We start from the raw sequence: 22,782 nt of genomic DNA, 5'->3' as shown, positions 1-22,782 counted from the left end.
CATGCTGAGCGCATCAATGCTTTGCCATGGCAGCGGTGGAGACCGGGCGACCTCAGAATGCCCGTCTTTACCACGCCCGATGAACCTTTGCTGGCCGGCGGCGAACCAGAGCAAGACGACGGTCTGCCAAAAGTTCAGGTAGACCAGAATGAATTGCTCAATCTTCAGCGTCACGCCGAACAACAGGGTTTCCAGCAGGGTCTTGAAGCCGGACAGAAACAAGGTTACGCCGCCGGTTTCCAGCAAGGTCTGGAAGCCGGGCAGCAGCAGGGTTTGCAGGAAGGTCAGCAACAGCAGGCGGTTCTGACTGAACACTGGCAGCATATGGTTTCTGACTTCCAGCAAACACTGGATGCGCTGGACAGCGTCATTGCTTCCCGTCTGATGCAAATGGCGCTGACTGCCGCCAAACAGATTATTGGTCAGGCGCCGATTTGTGACGGTTCCGCCCTGCTTAATCAGATCCAACAACTTATCCAGCAGGAACCGATGTTCAAGGGCAAACCGCAACTGCGCGTTAACCCGGCAGATTTCGAGCGTGTGGAACTGCAACTGGGAGCCAGCCTGAGCATGAACGGCTGGCGACTGCTGGCCGACAGCCAGATCCACAGCGGCGGCTGTAAAGTCAGTGCCGAAGATGGCGATATGGACGCTTCGCTGGCCACCCGCTGGCATGAACTGTGCCGTCTCGCCGCACCGGGAGATCTCTGATGACCGCCCGACTGAGCCGTTTGCTGAAAACGCTGGATGACGCGGAAAAACGCATGGCGCGCACGCCGTCAGTCCGTCGTTATGGCCGTCTGACGCGGGCAACAGGTCTGGTACTGGAAGCCACCGGTTTGCAGTTACCGCTGGGTGCGACCTGCCTGATTGAGCGCCATGACGGGCCGGTCGTACAGGAAGTCGAAAGCGAAGTGGTCGGCTTTAACGGTCAGAGCCTGTTCCTGATGCCACTGGAAGAAGTGGAAGGTATTTTGCCGGGCGCGCGGGTGTATGCCCGTATTGCCGCCGACGGCCAGACCGCAGGTAAACAACTGCCGCTCGGTACGCAATTGCTCGGCCGTGTGTTAGATGGCAGCGCCAAGCCACTGGATGGATTACCGCCGCCGGACACCGGCTATCGCGCGGCGCTTATCACGCCGCCGTTTAACCCGCTGCAACGTACACCGATCACCGATGTGCTGGATGTCGGCGTCCGCGCCATTAACGCCCTGCTGACCGTGGGTCGCGGACAGCGTATGGGGCTTTTCGCCGGTTCAGGTGTCGGGAAATCCGTCCTGCTCGGCATGATGGCGCGCTACACCAAAGCCGACGTGATCGTGGTCGGACTGATTGGTGAACGTGGCCGTGAAGTCAAAGACTTTATCGAGAACATTTTGGGCGACGAAGGTCGTGCCCGTTCTGTGGTTATCGCAGCACCGGCTGACGTCTCTCCTCTTTTACGTATGCAGGGTGCCGCTTACGCCACGCGTATCGCCGAAGACTTCCGCGACCGCGGTCAGCACGTATTGCTGATTATGGATTCCCTGACCCGTTATGCCATGGCTCAGCGTGAAATCGCCCTGGCGATCGGCGAACCACCGGCCACCAAAGGCTATCCGCCTTCCGTGTTTGCAAAACTGCCTGCGCTGGTTGAACGCGCGGGTAACGGCATCAGCGGCGGCGGCTCGATTACCGCGTTTTATACCGTACTGACCGAAGGGGATGACCAGCAGGATCCGATTGCTGACTCCGCCCGCGCCATTCTTGACGGCCATGTGGTGCTGTCGCGCCGTCTGGCGGAATCCGGCCATTATCCGGCAATCGATATTGAAGCGTCGATCAGCCGTGCCATGACCTCGCTTATTGACGACGCCCAGTACGGGCGCGTTCGTAATTTCAAACAATTGTTGTCCAGCTACCAGCGCAACCGTGACCTGATCAGCGTCGGTGCATACGCCGCAGGCAGCGATCCGATGCTCGATCGCGCTATCAAGCTGTATCCGCAGATGGAGAACTTCCTGCAACAGGACATCATGGAACGCAGCACATATGAAGACGCCTGTCTGGAACTGAACATGTTGTTCCCGGGCTAAACCAAGATAAGCGAGGCATAAATGGAAAGTTCATCGCCGTTAATCACACTTTGCTCGCTGGCGCAAAAAGCGCTGGATCAGGCGACCAGTCATTTGGGCCAAATCCGACAATCGCAACGTCAGGCTGACGAGCAGCTCACCATGCTGCTCAATTATCAGCGTGAATACCGGGAAAAACTCAATTCCACCATGACCGACGGGATTGCCGCGAATACCTGGCAAAACTACCAACAGTTTATCGGCACACTGGAAGTGGCGATTGAGCAGCACCGCAAACAGCTACAACAATGGGATCAGCGGCTGAATATGGCGGTTAACCAGTGGCAGGACAAGCAGCAACGGCTCAATGCGTACCAGACGTTGCAAACCCGCGCCAGTGAGCAGCAACGTTCTCTGGAAAATAAGATTGATCAAAAGCAGAACGATGAGTTCGCCCAGCGCAGCGCACACAGGAAGAAACAACCATGAATCTGAATATTTTGCCTGCAGCCGTTACCACGGCGAAGACCACCGCGAGCGCGGCGACCGGCAGTTCCTCTGTCAGTACGTCACCGGCAACGGACGTCAGTGCGATCTCCGAGCCGGGCGCTACCAGCCCGGCGGATTTCGCCAGCCAGCTTGAAGCCCAGCTCGGCGAAAAAGTGGATCCGAAAATCACCAGTACGTTAGCCAAACTCGGCCAGCAAATCTCTGCCAAAGGGGTGGTCGTCGATAAAACAACCCTGACGCAGGCAGTGACTTCTGGTGAAGAAGACGGCAGCCTGATGCTGGATGAAAGTGATCTGAGCAAAATGATCGCCGCGATTCAGATATTGCCGACCGGCAATCTGAAAGGCACGGGCTCCGTCCCGGTCAAAGATGCCGCCCTGAGCGATAAAGATAAAGACAGCACTGACGCCGGTGCTGACCTTTCTGTTCAGTCATTGCTCGCGCAACTTGCGGCGCAGCAGCAACCGGCTCAGCAGATTCAAACCGCCACCACCGTCGCCACGCAAACCGTCAGCAGTGAGCCCACCACAACCGATAAGCAGAGTTCACTGCTCGCCGGTCTGACCGCCTCTTCCTTACTGACGGCTGATGGCAAAACCGCCGCAGTAACGGACACCGATCCGAAAGCAGCGGCAGCCGCCTCAGGCAATACCGCGTCGGGCTCCGCACAACATGCCGCCAGCAGTAAAGCGGCCACCAGCAACACACCTGATTTTAGCAGCGCGCTGGCGTCAATGAGCGCAGCAGCCGGCAATGCCGCGGCCCTGCAGCAAAATGACAGCCGCGCTGCCGATAACGGCACGCAGGCACTGAATCAGCTCAACACCGCCGCCGTTGCCGTCTCTTCCGCGCCGGTTTCCAGCACGCCAACCATGACCAGCGCCGTGACCGCGCCAACAACGCCGCTGCTTAATGCACAGCTCGGTACACCGGAATGGCAGCAACAGCTGGGTCAGCAGGTGATGATGTTCAACCGTCAGGGGCAACAGACCGCGGAACTTCGTCTGCATCCGGCTGATCTGGGCTCTATCCAGATCAGCATGAAAATTGAAAACAATCAGGCACAGCTCCACTTTGTGTCCGGTCACAGCGGCGTGCGCTCGGCAATTGAAGCCGCCATGCCGGAGCTTAAAACCGCGCTGGCAGACAACGGCATCAGCCTGGGTCAGAGCAGCGTCGGCAGTGACAGTTCGCAGTGGCAGCAAGCCCAGCAGCAAAGTCAGTCCGGTTCGCAGCAAGGTAATGCCGCCAGTTGGGCAGCGTTCAGCTCCGGCAGCACTCCCTCTGCCAGCGATGCCTTGCCGGTTCCGGCCTCCCTCGCTTCACGGGTCAGCGGCAACAACAGCGTGGACATTTTTGCGTAGGAATTTGCGTAAAAGTTCGCAGAATTGTTTCAGATAATTGCTGACGGTCAGTTCGTCCTTAATTCAAACGGCAGAGCTGACCTTATTTACCCCGCCTATTCTGACTATTGAACAACGGGATAAGCGGGATAATCGTTTTCAGAATTGACTCAGCAGTGTGGTGCTTCTCGCGCCAGACGGCTCATACTTACAGGAAATCGCCTCATCCATGTCTGACTCTGCTCTCTCGGCGTCGCGTAAAAAAAAGCGGCCGTTAATGATGATTCTGCTGTTACTGATTGCCATCGGAGCCTGTGGTGCGGCCGGTTACGCCTGGTGGATGTTGCACAAGCAACAATCCGGAAATGGAACACAGACGACTGAAGTGAAAAAGAACGAACCGCCTGCGGCACCGATTTTCCTGGCACTGGATACCTTCACCGTTAACCTGCAAACGGCGGATAACGATCCTGACCGCGTGCTGTATGTCGGGCTGACCCTGCGTCTGCCGGACGAAAAAAATCGCGCTACGCTTAATGAATACCTGCCTGAAGTTCGCAGCCGCCTGCTGTTGCTGCTCTCCCGTCAGAAGTCGACGGAGTTAGCCAGCGAAGCGGGTAAACAACAGCTGGTTCAGGACATCAAACAGGTTCTGGACGCGCCACTGGTCAAAGGTCAGCCTCCTCAGGTGATCAACGACGTGCTTTTCACTGCTTTCATACTGCGATAAACAAATTATGGGCGACAGCATACTTTCACAGGCCGAGATCGACGCGCTGCTCAATGGTGACAGTGACAGTGATAATGCAAGCAACACTGCGGCTGCAGCAAAGACTGCCGCGTCTGATGACGGTGTAAAACCTTTTGACCCTACGACGCAGCGTCGCGTTGTGCGTGAGCGGTTGCAGGCTCTGGAAATCATTAACGAGCGTTTTGCCCGTCATTTCCGTATGGGGCTGTTCAACCTCTTGCGCCGTAGCCCGGACATCACCGTAGGGGCGATCAAAATCCAGCCCTACCACGATTTCGCACGCAACTTACCGGTGCCCACCAACCTGAACCTTATCCACCTGAAACCTCTGCGCGGCACGGCGCTGTTTGTGTTCGCACCGAGCCTGGTGTTTATCGCAGTGGATAACCTGTTCGGGGGCGATGGTCGTTTCCCGACCAAAGTGGAGGGCCGCGAATTTACCCACACCGAACAGCGCGTGATTAAGCGCATGCTCAGGCTGGCACTGGATGCCTACGAAGATGCCTGGAGCGGCGTTTACAAGCTCAGCGTTGAATATGTGCGTGCCGAATTGCAGATCAAATTCACTAACATCACCTCTTCCCCGAACGACATCGTGGTGACCACGCCGTTCCATGTGGAAATCGGTGCGCTGAGCGGTGATTTCAACATCTGTATTCCGTTCAGCATGATCGAACCTTTACGCGAGTTACTGACCAATCCGCCGGTCGAAAACTCACGTAATGAAGAAAGTCAGTGGCGTGAAAACCTGGTGCATCAGGTTCAGCAGTCTGAGCTCGAACTGGTGGCGAATTTCGTCGAAATCCCGCTGCGCCTGTCGCAGATCCTGAAACTGAAACCGGGCGATGTACTGCCGATTGAGAAGCCGGACCGCCTGATCGCTCACGTCGATGGCGTGCCTGTGCTGACCAGCCAATATGGCACCTTAAACGAACAATACGCCCTGCGCGTTGAACATTTGATCAACCCAATTTTAAATTCTCTAGATGAGGAACAGCCCCATGAGTGACACCAATAAACCGTCTGACGCCGGATCGGATAACGTTGACGATTTATGGGCTGATGCGTTTAACGAACAACAGTCTGCGGGCGGCGCGAAAGCGTCAACTGACGGTGTTTTCGCCGCGCTGGGTGCCCAGGACGGAACAGGCAGTTTGCAAGATATCGACATGATCCTCGATATTCCGGTGAAACTGACCGTGGAATTAGGTCGCACCAAAATGACCATCAAAGAACTGCTGCGTCTGTCGCAGGGTTCCGTGGTGTCGCTCGACGGTCTGGCCGGTGAACCGCTGGATATCCTGATCAACGGTTATCTGATTGCTCAGGGTGAAGTGGTGGTGGTCGCCGATAAATACGGTGTGCGTATCACTGACATCATCACCCCGTCCGAACGTATGCGTCGCCTGAGCCGCTGATGAGCCAGAATGCCGCGACGGATTCTCCGTACATTTCCGGCCCGGTCAATCACGCTACCACCCAGGCATCACCTCAGGCGATGCCTGCCAGTTCGGTGCTGACACAAGTCAGTACTGTACTCGGCGGCATCCTGCTACTGATCCTGTTTATCGGCTGGGTGGTTAAGCGTGCAGGTTTCGCGCCACAGTCTAAAAATAACAAACTGCTGAAAGTGACCGCCAGTGTACAGGTCGGTCGCAGTGAAAAAGTAGTGATCGTAGAGGTCGACAATACCTGGCTGGTGCTGGGCGTAACGGCGCAAAACATCACCCCGCTGCATACGCTGAGCGCGCCTCCGGTTGAACAGACGCCAGACTCAGGCAATCCCAATCACCCACCCGCTGATTTCCGTCAGCTGATGCAGAAAATGTTGAAACGTCCGGGAAAGCAGGCATGACCTTGTTGAAATCCGCCCTTACCGCTGCCCGTCAGCGCCCTGTTCGCCTGGTCACTCACCTGTGTCTGCCGCTGCTATTGCTTGCCAGCCCGGCAGCTTTTGCACAGTTACCGGGGATCATCAGCCAGCAGATGTCTAACGGGACACAAAACTGGTCGCTGCCGATCCAGACGCTGGTGTTTATCACCACACTGACCCTGTTACCTGCGATGCTGCTGATGTGTACCAGTTTTACCCGCATCATTATCGTGCTGGGTTTACTGCGAAATGCACTGGGTACACCTTCCGCGCCGCCAAACCAGGTGCTGCTCGGCCTTGGCCTGTTTCTGACCTTCTTCGTGATGGCACCGGTATTCGACAAAATTTACAGCGATGCTTATCAGCCCTTCAGCGAAAACAAGATCACCATGCAGGAAGCAATGGACAAAGGCGCTCAGCCGTTACGCCAGTTTATGCTGCGCCAGACCCGCGAAAGCGATCTGGCTTTGTATGCGCGTCTGGCCAATATCCCGCCTCTTGCAGGCCCGGAAGCCGTGCCGATGCGTATTTTGTTACCGGCTTACGTCACCAGCGAACTGAAAACCGCTTTCCAGATTGGCTTCACCGTATTCATACCGTTCATGATTATCGATCTGGTGGTCGCCAGCGTACTGATGGCGCTGGGGATGATGATGGTGCCACCCGCCACCATCTCACTGCCGTTCAAGCTGATGTTGTTTGTGCTGGTCGATGGCTGGCAACTGCTGCTCGGATCGCTGGCGCAGAGTTTTTACAGTTAATTCAAAACGCTAAAATTGTTGGGCGTTTTTTGCTCCTCCCCCTGCGAAGGGGGAGGCCGGGAGGGGGTTTTACAGGCAACTTGAAATTCTGAGCTGCTATTCATACCCCACCCCAACCCTCCCCTTCGCAGGGGAGGGAGTCGCCCGTCTTCTTTTACGAGAATCTTATGACTCCTGAATCGGTAATGGCACTGGGTAACGAGGCAATGAAAGTGGCGCTGGCCGTTGCTGCGCCTTTGTTGCTGGCCGCGCTGGTGACCGGGCTTATCGTCAGCCTGTTGCAGGCGGCGACACAAATCAACGAACAAACGCTGTCCTTCATTCCTAAAATTCTGGCCGTTGTGGCGACTATCGTGATCGCCGGGCCGTGGATGCTGAATCTGCTGCTCGATTACATGCGCACGTTGTTTACCAACCTGCCGTACATCATCGGGTAATCTATGGTTTCCTTCGACAGCACCCAGTTAGCCGGATGGCTGAGCATGTATTTCTGGCCCCTGCTGCGAATTCTGGCGCTGATCAGCACCGCGCCGATCACCAGTGAAAAGTCAGTGCCAAACCGCGTGAAACTCGGTCTTGGGATGATGATTACCTTCCTGATTGCGCCTTCCCTGCCGCCGGTGGACACGCCGATCTTCTCCACGCCTGCACTGTGGCTGGCGATGCAGCAGATTATGATTGGCACCGCGCTGGGTATCACCATGCAACTGGCCTTTGCCGCCATCCGTATGGCCGGTGAAATTATGGGTTTGCAGATGGGGATTTCCTTTGCGACGTTTTATGATCCGAGCAACCGTCTCAATACCCCGCTGCTGGCACAGTTTTTAAATCTGCTGGCGGTGTTGTTGTTCCTGAGTTTCAACGCGCATCTGTGGCTGATTTCCCTGCTGGCCGACAGTTTTCATACCCTGCCCATCAGCCATAATCCGGTGAATGCCGAAGGTTTTATGGCCGTCGCCAAAGCGGGCAGCATTGTATTCAGCGGCGGGATGATGCTGGCTCTGCCAATCGTGACATTGCTGCTGACGCTCAACATGGCGCTGGGTCTGTTAAACCGCGTGACGCCACAGCTTTCCGTTTTCGTCATCGGTTTCCCGCTGACCCTCAGCATTGGGATTCTGGCGATCAGCCTGATGATGCCGATGCTCGCCCCGTTCAGCGAGCATCTGTTCAGTGAAATTCTGGATAAGATTGTGTTGATCATGAATCAGCTGGCGGCTGACTGAATGGCTTAACGCCGCACCAGCAGCGCCATCACTTCGTAATGCGCGGTATGCGGGAACATGTCGAAAAGCCGGACACGCAGAATGTGATAGTCCGGCAGTAACGCCAGATCCTGCGCCATAGTTTGGGCGTTACAGCTTGAATAGAGAATCGTGTCCGGCGCCATGTGGCTGAGATATTCGCACAACGCTTTGCCGATGCCGCGACGTGGCGGATTCACCAGCACCAGATCCGGCACCTCGCCTTTGCCGGTCGCAAAACCGGTGGAATCGAGCGCCTGAAACTCAACGTTTTGCAGCCCCAGACGCACCGCCGATTCTTTCGCACAGGCAATGGCTTCCGCGCTGATTTCGATACCGGTCAGTTTCATCTGCGGCGTTGCACAATGCAGACCAAAGCCGCCCACGCCACAGAACAGATCCCACATACTTCGGATATCCCCTCGCCCCCTCACCCAGTCACGCGCCGTGGCGTAAAGCTTTTCAGCCACCACAGGATTGGTCTGGAAGAAGCTTTGCGGGCGGATAAACAGGGGGACATGGTTAAAATCTTCTTCCAGCCGCTGAACATCCGTCAGTGGAATTTCAGTGTCACCTTCGAGGATCGCCATATGCACCGGCTGGATGTTGGCGGAAATCACTTTCAACTGTGGCAACTGCTGTTGCAGCCACGGCAGTGCCGCACGCAGTTGCGCCAGTTTGGCGTCTGAACGCAACACAAAGCGCAGCATCATGCCGCCATCTTTCTGGCTTTCAGTCAGTAACAGGAATTTCAGCTCGCCGCGTTTGCGCGCAACGTTGTATGGGGTCAGGCCCGCGCGGGCAATAAAGATTTTGAGAACTGAAAATACCGCCGGGAAACTGGCCGGATACAACGGGCACTCACACAAATCGACCGGCGTGCCGTCGCGGTGCAACATCCCAAGTAAAGGGCGTTCCACGCTGCCGCTGACCACCATTTTGGCTTTATTACGAAACGCACTTTCCGGGCCGGTGACCGGTTCACACCATTCAGCCACCGGCAAATCTGACAGCAAATCGCTGAGATCCCGCTGCTTGTCGGCTAACTGTTGTAAATAAGGTTTGTCGAGCCACTGGCAGGAACGGCAGGTTCCGGCGGTGTAAAGTGCGCAATGCATGAAAAATTTCCGGTCATCAGATGCAGTAAAAAACTGGCGCGCAGTTTATCACTGCGCGGCGGGAAAGACTCACTTACATCGAGGCTATTTGCGACGGGAAAAGTATCTGCGGCTGCTGGCAGGCACATACAACAGTAGCAGCACCAGCATATCGGGAATTTTTTGCATCAGCAGCGCATAGAGAAATTCGCCCTGTGTTTCGACGTTAAAGCGAAAGATACGCGGGCCGAACCAGTCAAATGACGCCAGCAGCATGTAACCGACCACGATCACCTGACAACCGATGAATGCCCGGCGCCCCCAGCGGCGGCCACGCATCATAGCGTACGCGGCACGGCATTCGGTCAACACAATCAGCAAACTGGCCAGCATGATGAAACAGTTCAGCCAGGACTCTGCACTGACTTCAATAAAGCTCATCAGCCCTGAAAAGCCCATAGCATCAAACAATAATATGAATTCGAGCAAGCGCGTCGCGACAATCGCCGACGCACCGATCATGACGGGAACAGGGATAAATGCCAGTTTCATAAATCCGTTTGGGCTCTCCATTTACGTTCAGGGCGGAATACATCCGCCCTGAAAATTATCTTAAAATTTAAGCACGTTGAGCGCGCTGAATTTCTTTGCGCCGTTGTTTCTCGGCACGCGACATAAACCACCAGGCAATCATGCCGATGATGCCCACCACCAGCAGGATCAGCGTCGCCAGTGCGTTGATTTCAGGGTTGACACCCATACGCACGCTGGCAAAAACCAGCATCGGTAACGTGGTCGCGCCCGGCCCGGCGACGAAACTGGCGATCACCAGATCGTCGAGCGACAGCGTAAACGCCAGCAACCAGCCCGAAATCAGCGCTGGCAAGATCATCGGCAGCGTAATAATAAAGAACACTTTCAGTGGCGGTGCGCCTAAATCCATTGCCGCTTCTTCGATGGAACGGTCCAGTTCACGCAAACGCGCCGAGACCACGACCGCGACATACGCACTACAAAACGTCACGTGCGCCAGCCAGATAGTGAACATGCCACGTTCAGCCGGCCAGCCAAAAGTGTGCCCCATCGCCACAAACAGCAACAACAACGCCAGACCGGTGATGACATCAGGCATGACCAGCGGCGCAGTCAGCATAAACGCAAAACCGGTTGAACCGCGAAAACGCCTGAAACGCACCATCACCACGGCGGCCAGTGTACCGACCACCACTGCCATGGTGGCGGCAGCGGTGGCGATCGACAGGCTCATGCCGACAGCATTGATCATCGCCGAATCATGGAAAAGCTGAGTATACCAGCGGGTAGACCAGCCAGCCCAGACCGTTACCAGCTTCGAGCTGTTGAATGAGTAAATAACCAGCATCAGCATCGGGGCGTACAAAAACGTAAAGCCGAGCACCAGAATAAGAATTCGCCACGGCGAACGGACAACCGGTAACTGATTCATTCTTTATCTCCCAGCTCTTTGTTTTGGTATTTCTGGAACCACAGGATAGGCATGATCAGCAGCAACAACATGACCACTGCCACCGCCGAGGCTACCGGCCAGTCGCGATTATTGAAGAATTCCTGCCACAGGACACGGCCAATCATATTACTGTCCGGCCCGCCGAGCAGTTCCGGTATCACGTACTCCCCCACCGCCGGGATAAAGACCAGCATTGAACCGGCAATAATCCCGCCTTTGGTCAGCGGCATAATCACTTTGAAAAAGGTTTTCATCGGACGCGCACCGAGATCCTGCGCCGCTTCCACCAGTGAGTAATCCATGCGGGTCAGCGCGGTGTAAATCGGCAACACCATAAACGGCAGATACGAATACACGATGCCGATATACACGGCCAGATTGGTGTGCAAAATCACCAGAGGCTGGTCGATAACATGCAGCCAGATCAGTACGTTATTCAGTACACCGTTGTCTTTAAGAATGCCCATCCAGGCATAAACGCGGATCAGGAATGACGTCCATGATGGCAGGATCACCAGCAACAGCAGGATGTTGCGCGTCGAGGTGCGGCTGTGTGCCACCGCCCACGCCAGCGGATACCCAATCAGCAGGCAAAGCAGCGTGGAAATCGCTGCCACTTGCAGCGATTGCAAATACGCATCGATATACAGCGGATCCTGGGTCAGGCCGATGTAGTTGGCGATGTTGAGTGCAATATCCAGCATGCCGTCTGACCAGGTAACCAGATCGGTATACGGCGGAATGGCCCGCGCCATTTCAGCAAAACTGATTTTGAAAACAATCAGAAATGGCAGTAAAAACAGCAGCAGGAACCAGACCAGCGGCAGCAGGATCACCAGCTTGCGGCCATGCCGCTGTTGCAGACGACCGGTGAAGGCTTTAAATCCGCCCGGAGGTTTGCTGGCCGGGGTTTCGGAGATTACAGACATTTTCATCCCCCTTTAAACAGTCAGCACGACACAGCTGTCGGCTTCCCAGCACAGGCGCACTTCGTCGCCCCAGGTTGGCATACCTTTGCGGAAACGGTGACCGTTCTGCAACTGCGCCGTAATCATCTGCCCGCTGTGCAGCCTGACGTGATAAATCGACAGGTCGCCAAGATAGGCGATATTGACCACCTCTCCGACCGCGAAGTTGCAGCCATCCTGCGGCACGTCTTCACACAACATGATTTTTTCCGGACGCAGCGCAACATACACCGGCACGCCGTCAACCACAGACACATCCGGATCGACTTTCAGCGGATGCCTCAGCCCCGGCGAGGTCAGCAGCAGCGCATCGTCCAGACGCTCTTTCAGCACACCTTCAAATATATTCACGGAGCCGATAAATTCGGCGCTGAAACGGCTGGTCGGGTGTTCATAAATTTCTTCCGGCTCGCCGATTTGCACGAATTTACCGCGGTTCATGATGGCGATACGCCCCGCCATGGTCATCGCCTCTTCCTGATCGTGTGTCACCATCACACAGGTCGCGCCGACGCGCTCAAGAATATCCACCACTTCCAGTTGCATACGGTCGCGCAGCTTTTTATCCAGCGCCCCCATCGGCTCATCGAGCAGCAGCAGTTTTGGTCTTTTCGCCAGGCTGCGCGCTAATGCCACACGCTGACGCTGACCGCCGGAAAGCTGGTGCGGCTTACGTTTGGCGAATTCCTGCATATGCACCAGCGTCAGCATTTCCGCCACGCGGCTTTTGATTTCCGCTGACGGCAGTTTGTCCTGCTTGAGGCCGAACGCGATGTTTTGTTCGACCGTCATGTGCGGGAACAAGGCGTAAGACTGGAACATCATGTTGATGGGACGCTGATACGGCGGCACCTGCGAAAGATCTACGCCATCCAGTACGATTTGGCCCTGCGTGGGCGGCTCAAAACCGGCCAGCATACGCAACAGGGTTGATTTCCCACAGCCGGACGCGCCGAGCAGTGCGAAAATCTCGCCTTTATAAATGGTCAGGCTCACATCATCGACGGCGGCCTGGCCATCAAAAGATTTGGTCAGATTGCGGATTTCCAGCAAAGGCGTGAAACCTTTCTGGGTCTTAGGCTGCGGGCGGGGGATAGCGTCGTTCACTCAGAGAAATCTCCGGTATCAGAATAAAGCAGTTCAAATAAGCATAACAGTCAGGGGGGAAAGTGCCTGATCGGTATACCCAAAATACAGCCGGAAGCAAAACGTCAGCGGCCCCGCCATCAATAAGCGGAGCCGCATTAACGATACTCAAAATCATTCTGGTTGCATCAAGGCGGCAAGTGAGCAAGTCCCCGGGAGCTGACACACGTCAGTGACCGGGGCGCGTTCGCGCAGCCAACGCAGAGGCAGCCTGAAGGATGAAGAGTATTATTTGCCGGTTTTAACCTTGGTCCACGAACGGGTGATCACGCGGTCAATCTTCGGATCCTGAACTTTCAGGGTGAAGAGTTTCGCCTGAACATCGGCCGGTGGATAAATGCCCGGGTTGTTACGCACATCTTCGTTAACCAGTGGTGTCGCGGCTTTGTTTCCGCTGGCGTAGTAAACGGTGTTACTGATTTGCGCGATAACTTTTGGTTCCATCAGGTAATTGAGGAACTGATAGGCTTCATCGAGATTTTTAGCATCTGCCGGGATAGCAAACACGTCGAAGAAGGCCAGCGCCCCTTCTTTGGGAATGCTGTACGCCACGTTCACACCGTTTTTCGCTTCTTTCGCGCGGTTACCCGCCTGCATCACATCACCAGCCCAGCCAATTGCCACACAAATGTCGCCGTTCGCCAGGTCGTTAATGTACTGAGAAGAGTGGAAATAACGGATGTTCGGACGCAGTTTCAGCAGCAGATCGTTGGCTGCACCGGTGTAATCTGATGCTTTGGTGCTGTTCGGATCCAGATGCAGATAATTCAGGACTGTTGCGTAGATTTCCGCAGGGGCATCGAGGAATGAAACGCCGCAGCTTTTCAGTTTCTCGAGGTTTTCAGGCTTGAGCACCAGATCCCAACTGTCTACCGGGGCATCTTTACCCAGTACGGCTTTCACTTTATCGACGTTATAGCCGATACCGGTGGTCGCCCACAGATAAGGGATCGCGTATTTGTTGCCCGGATCATGTTGCGCCACCATCTTCAGCAGCTCAGGATCCATATTTTTGTAGTTTGGCAGTTTGCTCTTATCCAGAGGCTGGAACACACCAGCCGCCAGCTGACGTTCGAGGAAGCTGGCCGACGGTACCACCAGATCGAAGCCGGTGCTGCCTGCCATGAGTTTGCCTTCCAGCACTTCATTGGAATCAAACACGTCGTAAACCACTTTAATGCCGGTTTCCTTCTGGAAATCAGGCACGGTATTTGGTGCGATATAATCGGACCAGTTATAGATATGCAGCGTTTTTTCATCCGCAGACGCTGTGACGGACGCAGCCATAACCAGGCCGGCGACAACACCCGATAACCACTTTTTACGCAGGGTGAACATCCGTTACTACCTCCAAGACAGGGAATATAAATCGAATTTGTATCATTGAGACGGATACAAAACCTTTCACACAACTGCCAACCGACACCCATGGAATATGCATAGGCATTCAACGTTGACGCATACGCTGCCTGCGAATTAACCGTTTGGTTTTACGACGTAATCACGCTTGATGCAGAGTCAGAAGCATAGCGCCTGCAACCCTTGTGTACCAGCCTCCTGAGACAAAACCGGCGTTTATCGATTAATTATGCAGATTTAGTCTATACCGTCTGGCATTTTGCCTTTTAACAAAGTGAAATATCTGGCAACAACCACACCAATGCAGCATAACTTATGGCGAAAGCGGATAAAGGCAGCGGAGCCGCAATAAGCACGGCTCGCAGGAAAGGATCTTCAGAGGGGGGAAATGAATGTCCGGAAATGGAAAATTAATGCAGTAAAGGCAGATTCACAGTAGTGACCGGCATGCCTTCTTCTTCCTCGCCAAGGAAAAGCAGGTCATTGGCGTGCGCTTCGAGAATAATCATCGACATCTGCTCCTCAGCCTGTTGCAGGAAGAAAGCAAACTGCTCTTCCGTCACACCCACTGCAATCGTCAGTGACTGGCAAACAATCAGTTTCGGCAAATTGTCGTCCTGAATATCCACGAACGCTTTAATGGTCAGTGAACTGGCATTAATCGAGCTCAGATCGGCCACCAGCGGGATCAACGCCGTCGGTTTGACTTCGGCCAGTGCAGAAAACAAAATCACATTATCTACAATATCGAGTTTGGCATCAAAAATGCCGTCAAAATTCTGCATATGCGGCAAATGGAGAGCCTGACAGGAATCACACTCGAAAAAAGAGATGCCCAGCTGATCCAGCCAGCGCCGCAGCAGCGCTAAATCAGGGACGATGAGCGAATCCATAGAATGCCTCACGAGTTCAACACAACGAAAAAAACAAACCCTTCGTAACGCCAGCGGCATTACGAAGGGGTCATAGCTTACGGAATATTGCCGGTCAGCGCTACGATCATTACCGGATTGATGGACATTTAACGCACGGGAATAAGAATTAGCCACCGGATTTCAGACGGAATCCCGGCCGCGCTCTTTGTTCGATATAGTCAATCATCATACCGGCGATATCCAGACCGGTGGTGGCTTCGATCCCTTCGAGCCCCGGCGAGGCATTGACTTCCATCACCAGCGGCCCGCGGTTTGAACGTAAAATATCAACCCCGGCGACGTCCAGCCCCAGAGTCTGCGCGGCTTTAACCGCAATGTCTTTCTCCTGCGGCGTAATTTTGACATTGGTGGCCGTCCCGCCGCGATGCAGGTTCGAGCGGAAATCACCCGGTTTGGCCTGACGCTCAATCGCTCCGACCACTTTTTTCCCCACCACCAGACAACGAATGTCGCGCCCTTCTGCTTCGCGGATATATTCCTGTACCAGAATATGCGCGTTCAGGCCGCGAAATGCGTCAATGACACTTTCTGCTGCCTGACGGGTTTCTGCCAGCACCACACCAATCCCCTGTGTTCCTTCAACCAGCTTCACCACCAGCGGCGCACCACCGACCAGCGCAATCAAATCGGCGGTGTCATCCGGCGCATTAGCAAAACCGGTCGTCGGCAGATCAATGCCTTCACGCGCCAGAATCTGCATGGAACGCAATTTATCGCGCGCCCGGGTGATCGCCACCGATTCATTCAGCGGGAAACTGCCCAGCATTTCAAACTGACGCAGCACCGCTGTGCCATAGAAGGTAATCGCGGAGCCAATTCGTGGGATCACCGCATGGTACTTATCCAGCTGATGCCCGCGATAGTGCACGCTGGGCGCAGCAGGATTGATATTCATGTAGCAGGACAGTGGATCGATAATGTCGATCTCATGTCCGCGTGCTTCAGCCGCTTCCTTCAGGCGTTTACACGAATACAACGACCCGTCACGGGAAAGAATTGCAATTTTCATCCAACACTCCGTCGCCGTTTAGCGTGTTGCCCAACCTTGCTTGTGCAATGCGTCCAGCATAAACGGACGTTGTTCCTTTTTAAGGGTACGAATAATCAAATCACTCCAGGTATCGCGTCGGGCATTGCTGTCGCGTTGCAGATAATACGCCGATAGCGCGTCGTCATATTCTGCCAGTTGCTCTTTATCTACCGGCTGATAGCTGTTTTCATGCACCAGCAGAGACTGCGGCATACGCGGCTTGACCTGATGATCCTGCGCGGGGGTTCCGATACATAAACCAAACAAAGGCATCACAAATTTAGGCAGTTTCAGCAGATTCACTACGTCTTCCACCTGATTACGGATACCGCCGATAAACACACCGCCCAGCCCCAGTGACTCCGCCGCCGTCATGGCATTTTGCGCCATCAGCGCGGTGTCCACACAACCGAGTAACAACTGCTCGGCCAGACCCAGCTCGGCTTGAGGGTTGATCTGTAAATTACGATTGAAATCAGCACAGAAAACCCAAAATTCAGCGGCGCTGGCGACATATTTCTGACCACCGGTGTACTGCACCAGCGTCTCCCGCAGCACAGGATCGGTCACGCGGATAATCGAATAACATTGCAGAAAGCTCGAAGTCGAAGCAGCCTGAGCGGCGGCAATAATGGCTTCACGTTGCTCGTCCGGGACCGGTTGATCGGTAAAAGCACGGATGGAGCGGTGTGAGCGCAGAAGATCGATGGTCGGCGTCATTAAAAAATTCCTGAGCGGTAAGGATAAATAAAAAAGTTGCCCCAATCATTCATGCTGTGAGCACCGTTTGCAAGGATTCCGGCACCTGTAGCTGTAACAATGTGCTGTGTCTGAAAAAGACTGCCGGTTCATTCAGATAGGTCAAAGGTATCGGACTGACAGGTAATTCCTGCTTTTTTTTATGGTTTGTAACAGGCATAGTAGCGACATCAAAAAGGTGATGTGGTTAACAAAAACAGACATTCCCCTTTCATTTATCTTGTTGGCATTAACAAAGGAGTCTCCATGTTTGCAGTAATTTTTGGGCGTCCTGGCTGTCCTTATTGCGTACGCGCTAAAGAGTTGGCTGAAAAACTGACTGAAGAACGTGATGATTTCAACTTCCGCTACATCGATATTCACGCGGAAGGCATCACTAAAGCCGACCTGGAAAAAACCGTGGGTAAACCGGTAGAAACCGTTCCGCAGATTTTCCTCGATCAGAAACACATCGGTGGCTGTACTGACTTCGAAGCCTATGCCAAAGAGCATCTGGCGCTGTTCAGCAACTGATCCGCGATAAAATAAAGATATACACAGCCAAAAGGCGCTCAGTGAGCGCCTTTTTTATGGCTTCTACATCATGACATGTCAGTGTTGCCTGAACTGCCGGTAAGCAATGACCAGCAAATGAACCAGCATAGCGCCCAGAACACACCAAAATATCGCACTGGTGGCATAGGCCAGTTCCTGCATCAGCGGACGAACGCGTGGATAAAAGGCCATGCGCAATAAAAAGCACACAGGGATGGAAACCAGCCCGCCGACAAAGGACGAAAATATCGCCGAATCGCGGGAAATCAGCGACGTCACCACGCCGGGAATTAAAAATAATAACAGGCCATATTCCGGGCCTGGCGCGATATTTCTAACAATAATCCAGCCATTTTTTAACATAAGAAAAATAATTAAGAACATTGTGCAACAAATTAATGGGGCTACCACTTTTCGCCAAATTGCCATTTTACTTCCTCCTTAAAGTTGGCGAGATTTCACAGGTTCTCTGCATAAAATGCGTTCTTTGTTACCTGTCAGAGCCTTCTGGCTCATTTCCCCAGAGCGTTCCGCACTCCCGCGAAACACAAAAAAAGCTTTCAGAAGATTTATACGGGCATTTCTCTGGCTGAACTGGCGTTCTGTGACTAAAATGACGCCCGAAACCCAATTTTCCACCCCGCCGGGGCTGAAACAGACCGTGCGATCCTGAGTAGGAATTTTCTGTTTCTGAATTTATCCTTTACATTCTCCTATATCAAGAATTTGTTGGTAAACAATAAGTTATCCTTGTGAATATAAACGTCGCTAGTTTGTTAAACGGGAATTACATCCTGTTATTATTTGTGGTTTTGGCACTCGGTCTGTGCCTGGGGAAAATTCGCCTGGGTTCCGTTCAGCTCGGAAATTCTATCGGCGTATTAGTGGTTTCGCTGCTTTTGGGTCAGCAGCATTTCAGTATTAATACTGAAGCGCTCAACCTCGGCTTTATGTTGTTTATTTTCTGCGTAGGCGTCGAAGCAGGGCCAAACTTTTTTTCCATTTTCTTCCGTGACGGCAAAAATTATTTCATGCTGGCACTGGTGATGGTCGGCAGCGCCATGTTACTGGCACTCGGACTCGGACGTTTGTTCGGCTGGGACATCGGCCTCACCGCCGGGATGCTCGCGGGTTCAATGACCTCAACCCCGGTTCTGGTCGGCGCCGGAGACACGCTGCGTAATACCATGGGCGGTAACAAGATGCTCGGGCCTGAACTGGATAACCTGAGCCTGGGCTACGCCCTGACCTATCTCATCGGTCTGGTGAGCCTGATTTTCGGCGCACGTTATCTGCCGAAGCTGCAACATCAGGATTTGCCTACCAGCGCCCAGCAGATCGCGCGCGAGCGTGGCCTGGATACCGACAGTAAACGAAAAGTGTATCTGCCGGTGATCCGCGCCTATCGCGTGGGACAGGAGCTGGTGGCCTGGGCCGATGGCAAAAACCTGCGTGAACTGGGGATCTATCGTCAGACTGGCTGCTATATAGAGCGAATCCGCCGTAATGGCATCCTGGCGACACCGGACGGCGACGCCGTATTGCAGGTGGGCGATGAGATCTCACTGGTCGGTTATCCGGACGCACATTCACGCCTCGACCCGAGTTTCCGTAACGGTAAGGAAGTGTTTGACCGCGACCTGCTCGACATGCGTATCGTGACCGAAGAAGTGGTGGTCAAGAATAACCACGCGGTCGGCAAGCGTCTGAGTCAACTGAATCTCACCGATCAGGGCTGTTTCCTCAACCGCGTGATCCGCAGTCAGATTGAAATGCCTATCGATGACAGTATCGTGCTGAATAAAGGCGATGTGTTGCAGGTCAGCGGCGACGCAAAACGGGTGAAAAGCGTGGCGGAGCGTATCGGGTTTATCTCCGTACACAGTCAGCTCACGGATTTGCTGGCCTTCTGCGCCTTCTTTATTGTCGGCCTGATGATCGGCCTCATCACTTTCCAGTTCAAAAACTTCAGTTTTGGCATCGGTAACGCCGCCGGACTGCTGTTCGCCGGGATCATGCTCGGCTTCCTGCGAGCCAACCACCCTACTTTCGGTTATATCCCGCAGGGCGCGCTAAATATGGTGAAAGAGTTTGGCCTGATGGTGTTTATGGCGGGTGTCGGCCTCAGTGCCGGTGCGGGTATCAATAATGGTCTCGGCGCAATAGGCGGCCAGATGCTGCTTTCCGGCCTGATTGTCAGCCTGGTGCCGGTGGTGATTTGCTTCATCTTCGGGGCATATGTTTTACGCATGAACCGCGCTTTGCTGTTCGGAGCCATCATGGGTGCACGAACCTGCGCTCCGGCGATGGAAATCATCAGCGACACGGCACGCAGTAACATTCCGGCACTCGGTTATGCAGGAACCTATGCCATTGCTAACGTATTACTGACGCTCGCCGGTACGCTAATCGTCATCATCTGGCCCGGTGCATGACGTAACTCATTGAAGTGTAATGGGGCAAAAAAAAATCAATATTTTTTTAAATTTTTGCCCCCTCGCACGAACTTTTAAAGTTAGCCAGAGTCTTAATTAGTGCCACTGCTTTTCTTTGAAGTCCCCAAATTTGGAGAGCCCGTCAATCCCGCCTTATTAGGTTCAAGATTGCCGGGTTTTTTCTTTTCTGCTTACTGTAGATTTCAAATTCATCACACCTCCGCCGTTCTGCGTGCTTAAACGCAAAATCCTTTCTGCAAACAGTCTTAAAAATACCTAAAGCACTAGGACTTAAAAGAAACTTGCTTCCAACGCGCGTAATTTTGCTTCCGGCATTCATTACTTTCCGGGAGGTTAAAATGGCAATACCTGTTTATTTATGGCTTAAGTACGATGATGGTACAGACATCAAAGGTTCGGTAGATATCCTTCAGAGAGAAGGCAGCATCGAGGTTTTAGAACTGATGCATGCAGTTGAAGTCCCCGTCGATTCACAGACGGGGAAACTCATCGCAAAACGTATCCATTGCAGTTATGCGTTTGAAAAGGAGGTCGATGCCTCAAGCCCTTATCTCTACAAAGCAGTCTCTTCAGGTCAGACGTTAAAGAATGCTGAGTTTAAATTTTATTGCATTGATTATGGGGGACAGGAGAAAGAATATTTCCGCGTAACATTAGAGAATGTAAAGGTTATATCTGTCGAACCTTTTATGCATGACATCAAGAATGAATTATTCGAACGCCACACTCATCATGAATACGTTGAATTAAGCTATGAAAAGATAATCTGGCACTATCTGGGCGGAAATATAGTCCATTCTGATACCTGGAATGAAAGAGCATAAAGGATAATATATGTCATGGACTTATGAAGTCAGCTCCCGGAAATTTTATCATGACGGGACTTATCAGTTCACCGGTTCTTATGCTGGCGCACCTGGTTATAAAAATGACCCGGCACAGGAATGCCTTAAGGACCGGGGACCTTTACCCAGAGGTAGCTATCAGATTGGTTCGCCTCATACCTCCCATAGAACCGGAAAATACTCATTATCTCTGACACCTTCCAGCAGCAATAATATGTGCGGACGGGACGCATTTAAAATTCATGGAGATAGCAGTCAGCACCCCGGCGAGGCATCAAGTGGCTGTATTGTAACCAGTCTCACTGAAAGGAAAAGAATATGGGCAAGCGGCGACAGGGAGTTAACCGTAAAATGAAATATATCCTTCTTTTTTTCCTGAATGGCGTCGCATTCAGCACAATGGCACAGGAACCACAAGATATTTGCATGAAGCCTGGTTCATACATTGAATCTGCCATGAAAGATGCTATGCAGTATGAATTAGATGTTGACGTTGGAGCAGTTAATAACCAAAAAACACTCATGACGTTAATAAGTAAAACGAAAGTAACCCCTGCTTTGGCAGCTCAACTTGCCAAAAAAGATCAGGTCGAGTCAGGGAAAGATCAAACGGGAATGACGTGGAAGGATTATTATTCAACGTATACTGAAGGGAATGTCTACAACCTGATAGTGAAATTCACTTTTGAAGATAACGCTGGAAAGGAAAATATCTTCATAGGATCGGCATTCAGAAATGATGATGAATGCTCTGTAGGCTTTGGCGGTTATATCACGGTAGAACGCGGGTTTTAACCACACCGGCTTAATATCCTCTGACTGCCTCAGAAACGGGCAGTCAGATAACATTTTTCCCTACAACCCCACCACACCCTCAACCTCATGCTGAAACACATAAGGATCAGACAGCAATTCAAACTGTTCATCGTCCTGATAGGTCACGGCAACATGATAGTCATCACCGGCAAAGGCTTTTACCGCTTCGATATCCCGCCAGTAGGTTGCCAGGAAAAAATGCTCCCAATCCCCTTGCGAAACGCTTTTGACCAAAGCGCCTAAATTGCCTTCGATACCCTGAGAATGCTGGACGCCCGTCAGTTGCAGATGTTCAGCAAATCCTGCTGCATGTTTTACGGGTACGCATCCGTGCCATGTTCTAACTATCACGTTTTCATCTCCTCAATCATATTCACTTCAATAACATAGCGAAAATTTAACGTGAGTTGAAGAGTATCTGAACGTGTTTCAGCGCTTATTTCTCATTCTCAATCACCCGCACCAGCGTGCCGTCGATATCGATCATTGCGCCCATTCTCAGCCCGAATGGCTGCATTTTTGGCAGATGAATGCACGGATGGGATTTTTTATCCTGCCCGATTCCTGCCGCCATAAACGCATCAAAAAGTGCATCGGCGTCATCGACGCGCAGGCAGCAGCTGAACCAGCTGGTGAGCGGGTCGAGATCCGTGTGCAGGAAGAATTCCAGCGTAAGGGTTCCGCGGGTCATGATCAGCCAGCCGTCATCAACGTAAGTAGTGATGAATCCAAAGCTGCCATAAAAGCACTGGGTTTCTTCGAAATTACGGGAAGGAAGATTAGGGGTGGCGTAGTCGGTCATCCTGGCCTCATCA

Annotated in this window: 28 protein-coding genes; 16 read left to right on the top strand and 12 right to left on the bottom strand. The window is 53.1% G+C overall.

The features are described 5' to 3' along the window. Window positions 1-57 precede the first annotated feature (57 nt). From fliH to fliR, 11 genes are all read left to right on the top strand, one after another. Window positions 58-711, top strand: coding sequence for a flagellar assembly protein FliH (gene fliH, locus LC431_RS10055; RefSeq protein ID WP_370447467.1), 654 nt, complete (start codon window positions 58-60; stop codon window positions 709-711). Continuing rightward, window positions 711-2,075 (top strand): flagellar protein export ATPase FliI, encoded by a 1,365-nt coding sequence (fliI, locus tag LC431_RS10050; protein ID WP_013575799.1) that lies wholly within the window; start codon window positions 711-713, stop codon window positions 2,073-2,075. Before fliH ends, fliI begins: the two co-directional genes overlap by 1 nt. 21 nt (window positions 2,076-2,096) lie before the next feature. Beyond that, window positions 2,097-2,543 (top strand): flagellar export protein FliJ, encoded by a 447-nt coding sequence (fliJ, locus tag LC431_RS10045; RefSeq protein WP_013575800.1) that lies wholly within the window; start codon window positions 2,097-2,099, stop codon window positions 2,541-2,543. Further along, a complete protein-coding gene (locus LC431_RS10040) occupies window positions 2,540-3,928 on the top strand; it encodes a flagellar hook-length control protein FliK (protein ID WP_013575801.1) in 1,389 nt (462 codons plus the stop codon). Before fliJ ends, LC431_RS10040 begins: the two co-directional genes overlap by 4 nt. A gap of 208 nt (window positions 3,929-4,136) precedes the next feature. Beyond that, on the top strand, window positions 4,137-4,637 hold the full coding sequence (gene fliL / locus LC431_RS10035) for a flagellar basal body-associated protein FliL (protein WP_013575802.1): 501 nt from the start codon (window positions 4,137-4,139) through the stop codon (window positions 4,635-4,637). A 7-nt stretch (window positions 4,638-4,644) separates the two neighbouring features. Further along, on the top strand, window positions 4,645-5,667 hold the full coding sequence (fliM, locus tag LC431_RS10030; protein WP_013575803.1) for a flagellar motor switch protein FliM: 1,023 nt from the start codon (window positions 4,645-4,647) through the stop codon (window positions 5,665-5,667). Then, a complete protein-coding gene (fliN, locus tag LC431_RS10025) occupies window positions 5,660-6,076 on the top strand; it encodes a flagellar motor switch protein FliN (protein WP_013575804.1) in 417 nt (138 codons plus the stop codon). Before fliM ends, fliN begins: the two co-directional genes overlap by 8 nt. Beyond that, window positions 6,076-6,513 (top strand): flagellar biosynthetic protein FliO, encoded by a 438-nt coding sequence (gene fliO / locus LC431_RS10020; RefSeq protein WP_013575805.1) that lies wholly within the window; start codon window positions 6,076-6,078, stop codon window positions 6,511-6,513. Before fliN ends, fliO begins: the two co-directional genes overlap by 1 nt. Beyond that, a complete protein-coding gene (gene fliP / locus LC431_RS10015; protein WP_013575806.1) occupies window positions 6,510-7,292 on the top strand; it encodes a flagellar type III secretion system pore protein FliP in 783 nt (260 codons plus the stop codon). Before fliO ends, fliP begins: the two co-directional genes overlap by 4 nt. A 167-nt stretch (window positions 7,293-7,459) precedes the next feature. After that, on the top strand, window positions 7,460-7,729 hold the full coding sequence (gene fliQ, locus LC431_RS10010) for a flagellar biosynthesis protein FliQ (protein WP_013575807.1): 270 nt from the start codon (window positions 7,460-7,462) through the stop codon (window positions 7,727-7,729). 3 nt (window positions 7,730-7,732) lie between these two features. Next, the gene (fliR, locus tag LC431_RS10005) at window positions 7,733-8,518 is read left to right on the top strand and encodes a flagellar biosynthetic protein FliR (RefSeq protein WP_013575808.1); all 786 of its coding nucleotides are present in this window, start codon (window positions 7,733-7,735) and stop codon (window positions 8,516-8,518) included. A 5-nt stretch (window positions 8,519-8,523) separates the two neighbouring features. Here the strand turns inward: fliR and rlmC are convergent, their stop codons facing one another. The 9 genes from rlmC to nfsA form a co-directional block, all read right to left on the bottom strand. Beyond that, window positions 8,524-9,654 (bottom strand): 23S rRNA (uracil(747)-C(5))-methyltransferase RlmC, encoded by a 1,131-nt coding sequence (gene rlmC / locus LC431_RS10000; protein WP_131637821.1) that lies wholly within the window; start codon window positions 9,652-9,654, stop codon window positions 8,524-8,526. 84 nt (window positions 9,655-9,738) lie between these two features. Continuing rightward, window positions 9,739-10,185, bottom strand: coding sequence for a YbjO family protein (locus LC431_RS09995; RefSeq protein ID WP_013575810.1), 447 nt, complete (start codon window positions 10,183-10,185; stop codon window positions 9,739-9,741). 67 nt (window positions 10,186-10,252) lie between these two features. Then, window positions 10,253-11,098 carry a putrescine ABC transporter permease PotI gene (gene potI / locus LC431_RS09990; RefSeq protein ID WP_013575811.1) on the bottom strand — a complete coding sequence of 282 codons (846 nt, stop codon included), beginning with the start codon at window positions 11,096-11,098 and terminating at the stop codon, window positions 10,253-10,255. Continuing rightward, entirely contained in the window at window positions 11,095-12,048 is a 954-nt protein-coding gene (gene potH / locus LC431_RS09985; RefSeq protein WP_013575812.1) for a putrescine ABC transporter permease PotH, read from the bottom strand. Before potH ends, potI begins: the two co-directional genes overlap by 4 nt. Before the next feature lie 12 nt (window positions 12,049-12,060). Next, a complete protein-coding gene (potG, locus tag LC431_RS09980; RefSeq protein ID WP_013575813.1) occupies window positions 12,061-13,194 on the bottom strand; it encodes a putrescine ABC transporter ATP-binding subunit PotG in 1,134 nt (377 codons plus the stop codon). Between the two features lie 267 nt (window positions 13,195-13,461). Further along, window positions 13,462-14,571, bottom strand: a complete 1,110-nt coding sequence (gene potF, locus LC431_RS09975) for a spermidine/putrescine ABC transporter substrate-binding protein PotF (protein WP_013575814.1) — start codon at window positions 14,569-14,571, stop codon at window positions 13,462-13,464. A gap of 431 nt (window positions 14,572-15,002) precedes the next feature. Continuing rightward, window positions 15,003-15,485: a YbjN domain-containing protein gene (locus LC431_RS09970; protein WP_126124944.1), complete on the bottom strand. Its 483-nt coding sequence runs from the start codon at window positions 15,483-15,485 to the stop codon at window positions 15,003-15,005. Window positions 15,486-15,633: 148 nt separating this feature from the next. After that, window positions 15,634-16,536, bottom strand: coding sequence for a 30S ribosomal protein S6--L-glutamate ligase (rimK, locus tag LC431_RS09965; RefSeq protein WP_013575816.1), 903 nt, complete (start codon window positions 16,534-16,536; stop codon window positions 15,634-15,636). An 18-nt stretch (window positions 16,537-16,554) separates the two neighbouring features. Further along, the gene (nfsA, locus tag LC431_RS09960; protein WP_013575817.1) at window positions 16,555-17,277 is read right to left on the bottom strand and encodes an oxygen-insensitive NADPH nitroreductase; all 723 of its coding nucleotides are present in this window, start codon (window positions 17,275-17,277) and stop codon (window positions 16,555-16,557) included. A gap of 285 nt (window positions 17,278-17,562) precedes the next feature. Between nfsA and LC431_RS09955 the strand changes: the two genes are divergently transcribed. Next, window positions 17,563-17,829, top strand: coding sequence for a GrxA family glutaredoxin (locus LC431_RS09955; RefSeq protein ID WP_013575818.1), 267 nt, complete (start codon window positions 17,563-17,565; stop codon window positions 17,827-17,829). Window positions 17,830-17,907: 78 nt separating this feature from the next. Here LC431_RS09955 and ybjM read toward each other — a convergent pair whose 3' ends face one another. Then, window positions 17,908-18,279, bottom strand: a complete 372-nt coding sequence (ybjM, locus tag LC431_RS09950) for an inner membrane protein YbjM (protein WP_013575819.1) — start codon at window positions 18,277-18,279, stop codon at window positions 17,908-17,910. Between the two features lie 323 nt (window positions 18,280-18,602). Here ybjM and LC431_RS09945 point away from each other — a divergent pair, with 323 nt between their 5' ends. The 4 genes from LC431_RS09945 to LC431_RS09930 all read left to right on the top strand — a co-directional run bounded on the left by LC431_RS09945 (window position 18,603) and on the right by LC431_RS09930 (window position 21,946). Further along, complete coding sequence (locus LC431_RS09945; protein WP_013575820.1) at window positions 18,603-20,285, top strand: aspartate:alanine antiporter; 1,683 nt, start codon at window positions 18,603-18,605, stop codon at window positions 20,283-20,285. A 359-nt stretch (window positions 20,286-20,644) separates the two neighbouring features. Then, window positions 20,645-21,130: a type VI secretion system tube protein TssD gene (locus LC431_RS09940; RefSeq protein WP_112152304.1), complete on the top strand. Its 486-nt coding sequence runs from the start codon at window positions 20,645-20,647 to the stop codon at window positions 21,128-21,130. Window positions 21,131-21,140: 10 nt separating this feature from the next. Next, entirely contained in the window at window positions 21,141-21,506 is a 366-nt protein-coding gene (locus tag LC431_RS09935; RefSeq protein ID WP_013575864.1) for a tlde1 domain-containing protein, read from the top strand. Next, window positions 21,470-21,946 carry a hypothetical protein gene (locus LC431_RS09930; RefSeq protein WP_013575865.1) on the top strand — a complete coding sequence of 159 codons (477 nt, stop codon included), beginning with the start codon at window positions 21,470-21,472 and terminating at the stop codon, window positions 21,944-21,946. The genes LC431_RS09935 and LC431_RS09930 overlap by 37 nt, the downstream gene beginning before the upstream one ends. A gap of 60 nt (window positions 21,947-22,006) precedes the next feature. Here the strand turns inward: LC431_RS09930 and LC431_RS09925 are convergent, their stop codons facing one another. Then, the gene (locus LC431_RS09925) at window positions 22,007-22,318 is read right to left on the bottom strand and encodes a hypothetical protein (RefSeq protein WP_037034440.1); all 312 of its coding nucleotides are present in this window, start codon (window positions 22,316-22,318) and stop codon (window positions 22,007-22,009) included. A gap of 85 nt (window positions 22,319-22,403) precedes the next feature. Next, a complete protein-coding gene (locus tag LC431_RS09920; RefSeq protein ID WP_013575867.1) occupies window positions 22,404-22,769 on the bottom strand; it encodes a bleomycin resistance protein in 366 nt (121 codons plus the stop codon). Between the last annotated feature and the right edge of the window lie 13 nt (window positions 22,770-22,782).

Source organism: Rahnella sp. GSA61A, from assembly GCF_019969905.1.
Lineage (GTDB): Bacteria > Pseudomonadota > Gammaproteobacteria > Enterobacterales > Enterobacteriaceae > Rahnella > Rahnella aceris.
Note: the sequence above shows the minus strand (reverse complement) of the source record. Positions and strands in the feature narration are given on the sequence as shown.

Bases quoted from the DNA above. Each gene is read 5' to 3' on its own strand.
- fliH (WP_370447467.1), top strand. From the start codon at position 58: ATGCCCGTCTTTACCACGCCCGATGAACCTTTGCTGGCCGGCGGCGAA.
- rimK (WP_013575816.1), bottom strand. From the start codon at position 16,536: ATGAAAATTGCAATTCTTTCCCGTGACGGGTCGTTGTATTCGTGTAAA.
- LC431_RS09970 (WP_126124944.1), bottom strand. From the start codon at position 15,485: ATGGATTCGCTCATCGTCCCTGATTTAGCGCTGCTGCGGCGCTGGCTG.
- ybjM (WP_013575819.1), bottom strand. From the start codon at position 18,279: ATGGCAATTTGGCGAAAAGTGGTAGCCCCATTAATTTGTTGCACAATG.
- LC431_RS09930 (WP_013575865.1), top strand. From the start codon at position 21,470: ATGGGCAAGCGGCGACAGGGAGTTAACCGTAAAATGAAATATATCCTT.
- fliJ (WP_013575800.1), top strand. From the start codon at position 2,097: ATGGAAAGTTCATCGCCGTTAATCACACTTTGCTCGCTGGCGCAAAAA.
- LC431_RS09940 (WP_112152304.1), top strand. From the start codon at position 20,645: ATGGCAATACCTGTTTATTTATGGCTTAAGTACGATGATGGTACAGAC.
- rlmC (WP_131637821.1), bottom strand. From the start codon at position 9,654: ATGCATTGCGCACTTTACACCGCCGGAACCTGCCGTTCCTGCCAGTGG.
- fliL (WP_013575802.1), top strand. From the start codon at position 4,137: ATGTCTGACTCTGCTCTCTCGGCGTCGCGTAAAAAAAAGCGGCCGTTA.
- LC431_RS09955 (WP_013575818.1), top strand. From the start codon at position 17,563: ATGTTTGCAGTAATTTTTGGGCGTCCTGGCTGTCCTTATTGCGTACGC.
- nfsA (WP_013575817.1), bottom strand. From the start codon at position 17,277: ATGACGCCGACCATCGATCTTCTGCGCTCACACCGCTCCATCCGTGCT.
- fliI (WP_013575799.1), top strand. From the start codon at position 711: ATGACCGCCCGACTGAGCCGTTTGCTGAAAACGCTGGATGACGCGGAA.
- fliQ (WP_013575807.1), top strand. From the start codon at position 7,460: ATGACTCCTGAATCGGTAATGGCACTGGGTAACGAGGCAATGAAAGTG.
- potH (WP_013575812.1), bottom strand. From the start codon at position 12,048: ATGTCTGTAATCTCCGAAACCCCGGCCAGCAAACCTCCGGGCGGATTT.
- LC431_RS09995 (WP_013575810.1), bottom strand. From the start codon at position 10,185: ATGAAACTGGCATTTATCCCTGTTCCCGTCATGATCGGTGCGTCGGCG.
- LC431_RS10040 (WP_013575801.1), top strand. From the start codon at position 2,540: ATGAATCTGAATATTTTGCCTGCAGCCGTTACCACGGCGAAGACCACC.
- fliN (WP_013575804.1), top strand. From the start codon at position 5,660: ATGAGTGACACCAATAAACCGTCTGACGCCGGATCGGATAACGTTGAC.
- fliM (WP_013575803.1), top strand. From the start codon at position 4,645: ATGGGCGACAGCATACTTTCACAGGCCGAGATCGACGCGCTGCTCAAT.
- LC431_RS09935 (WP_013575864.1), top strand. From the start codon at position 21,141: ATGTCATGGACTTATGAAGTCAGCTCCCGGAAATTTTATCATGACGGG.
- potF (WP_013575814.1), bottom strand. From the start codon at position 14,571: ATGTTCACCCTGCGTAAAAAGTGGTTATCGGGTGTTGTCGCCGGCCTG.
- fliP (WP_013575806.1), top strand. From the start codon at position 6,510: ATGACCTTGTTGAAATCCGCCCTTACCGCTGCCCGTCAGCGCCCTGTT.
- potI (WP_013575811.1), bottom strand. From the start codon at position 11,098: ATGAATCAGTTACCGGTTGTCCGTTCGCCGTGGCGAATTCTTATTCTG.
- LC431_RS09920 (WP_013575867.1), bottom strand. From the start codon at position 22,769: ATGACCGACTACGCCACCCCTAATCTTCCTTCCCGTAATTTCGAAGAA.
- fliO (WP_013575805.1), top strand. From the start codon at position 6,076: ATGAGCCAGAATGCCGCGACGGATTCTCCGTACATTTCCGGCCCGGTC.
- fliR (WP_013575808.1), top strand. From the start codon at position 7,733: ATGGTTTCCTTCGACAGCACCCAGTTAGCCGGATGGCTGAGCATGTAT.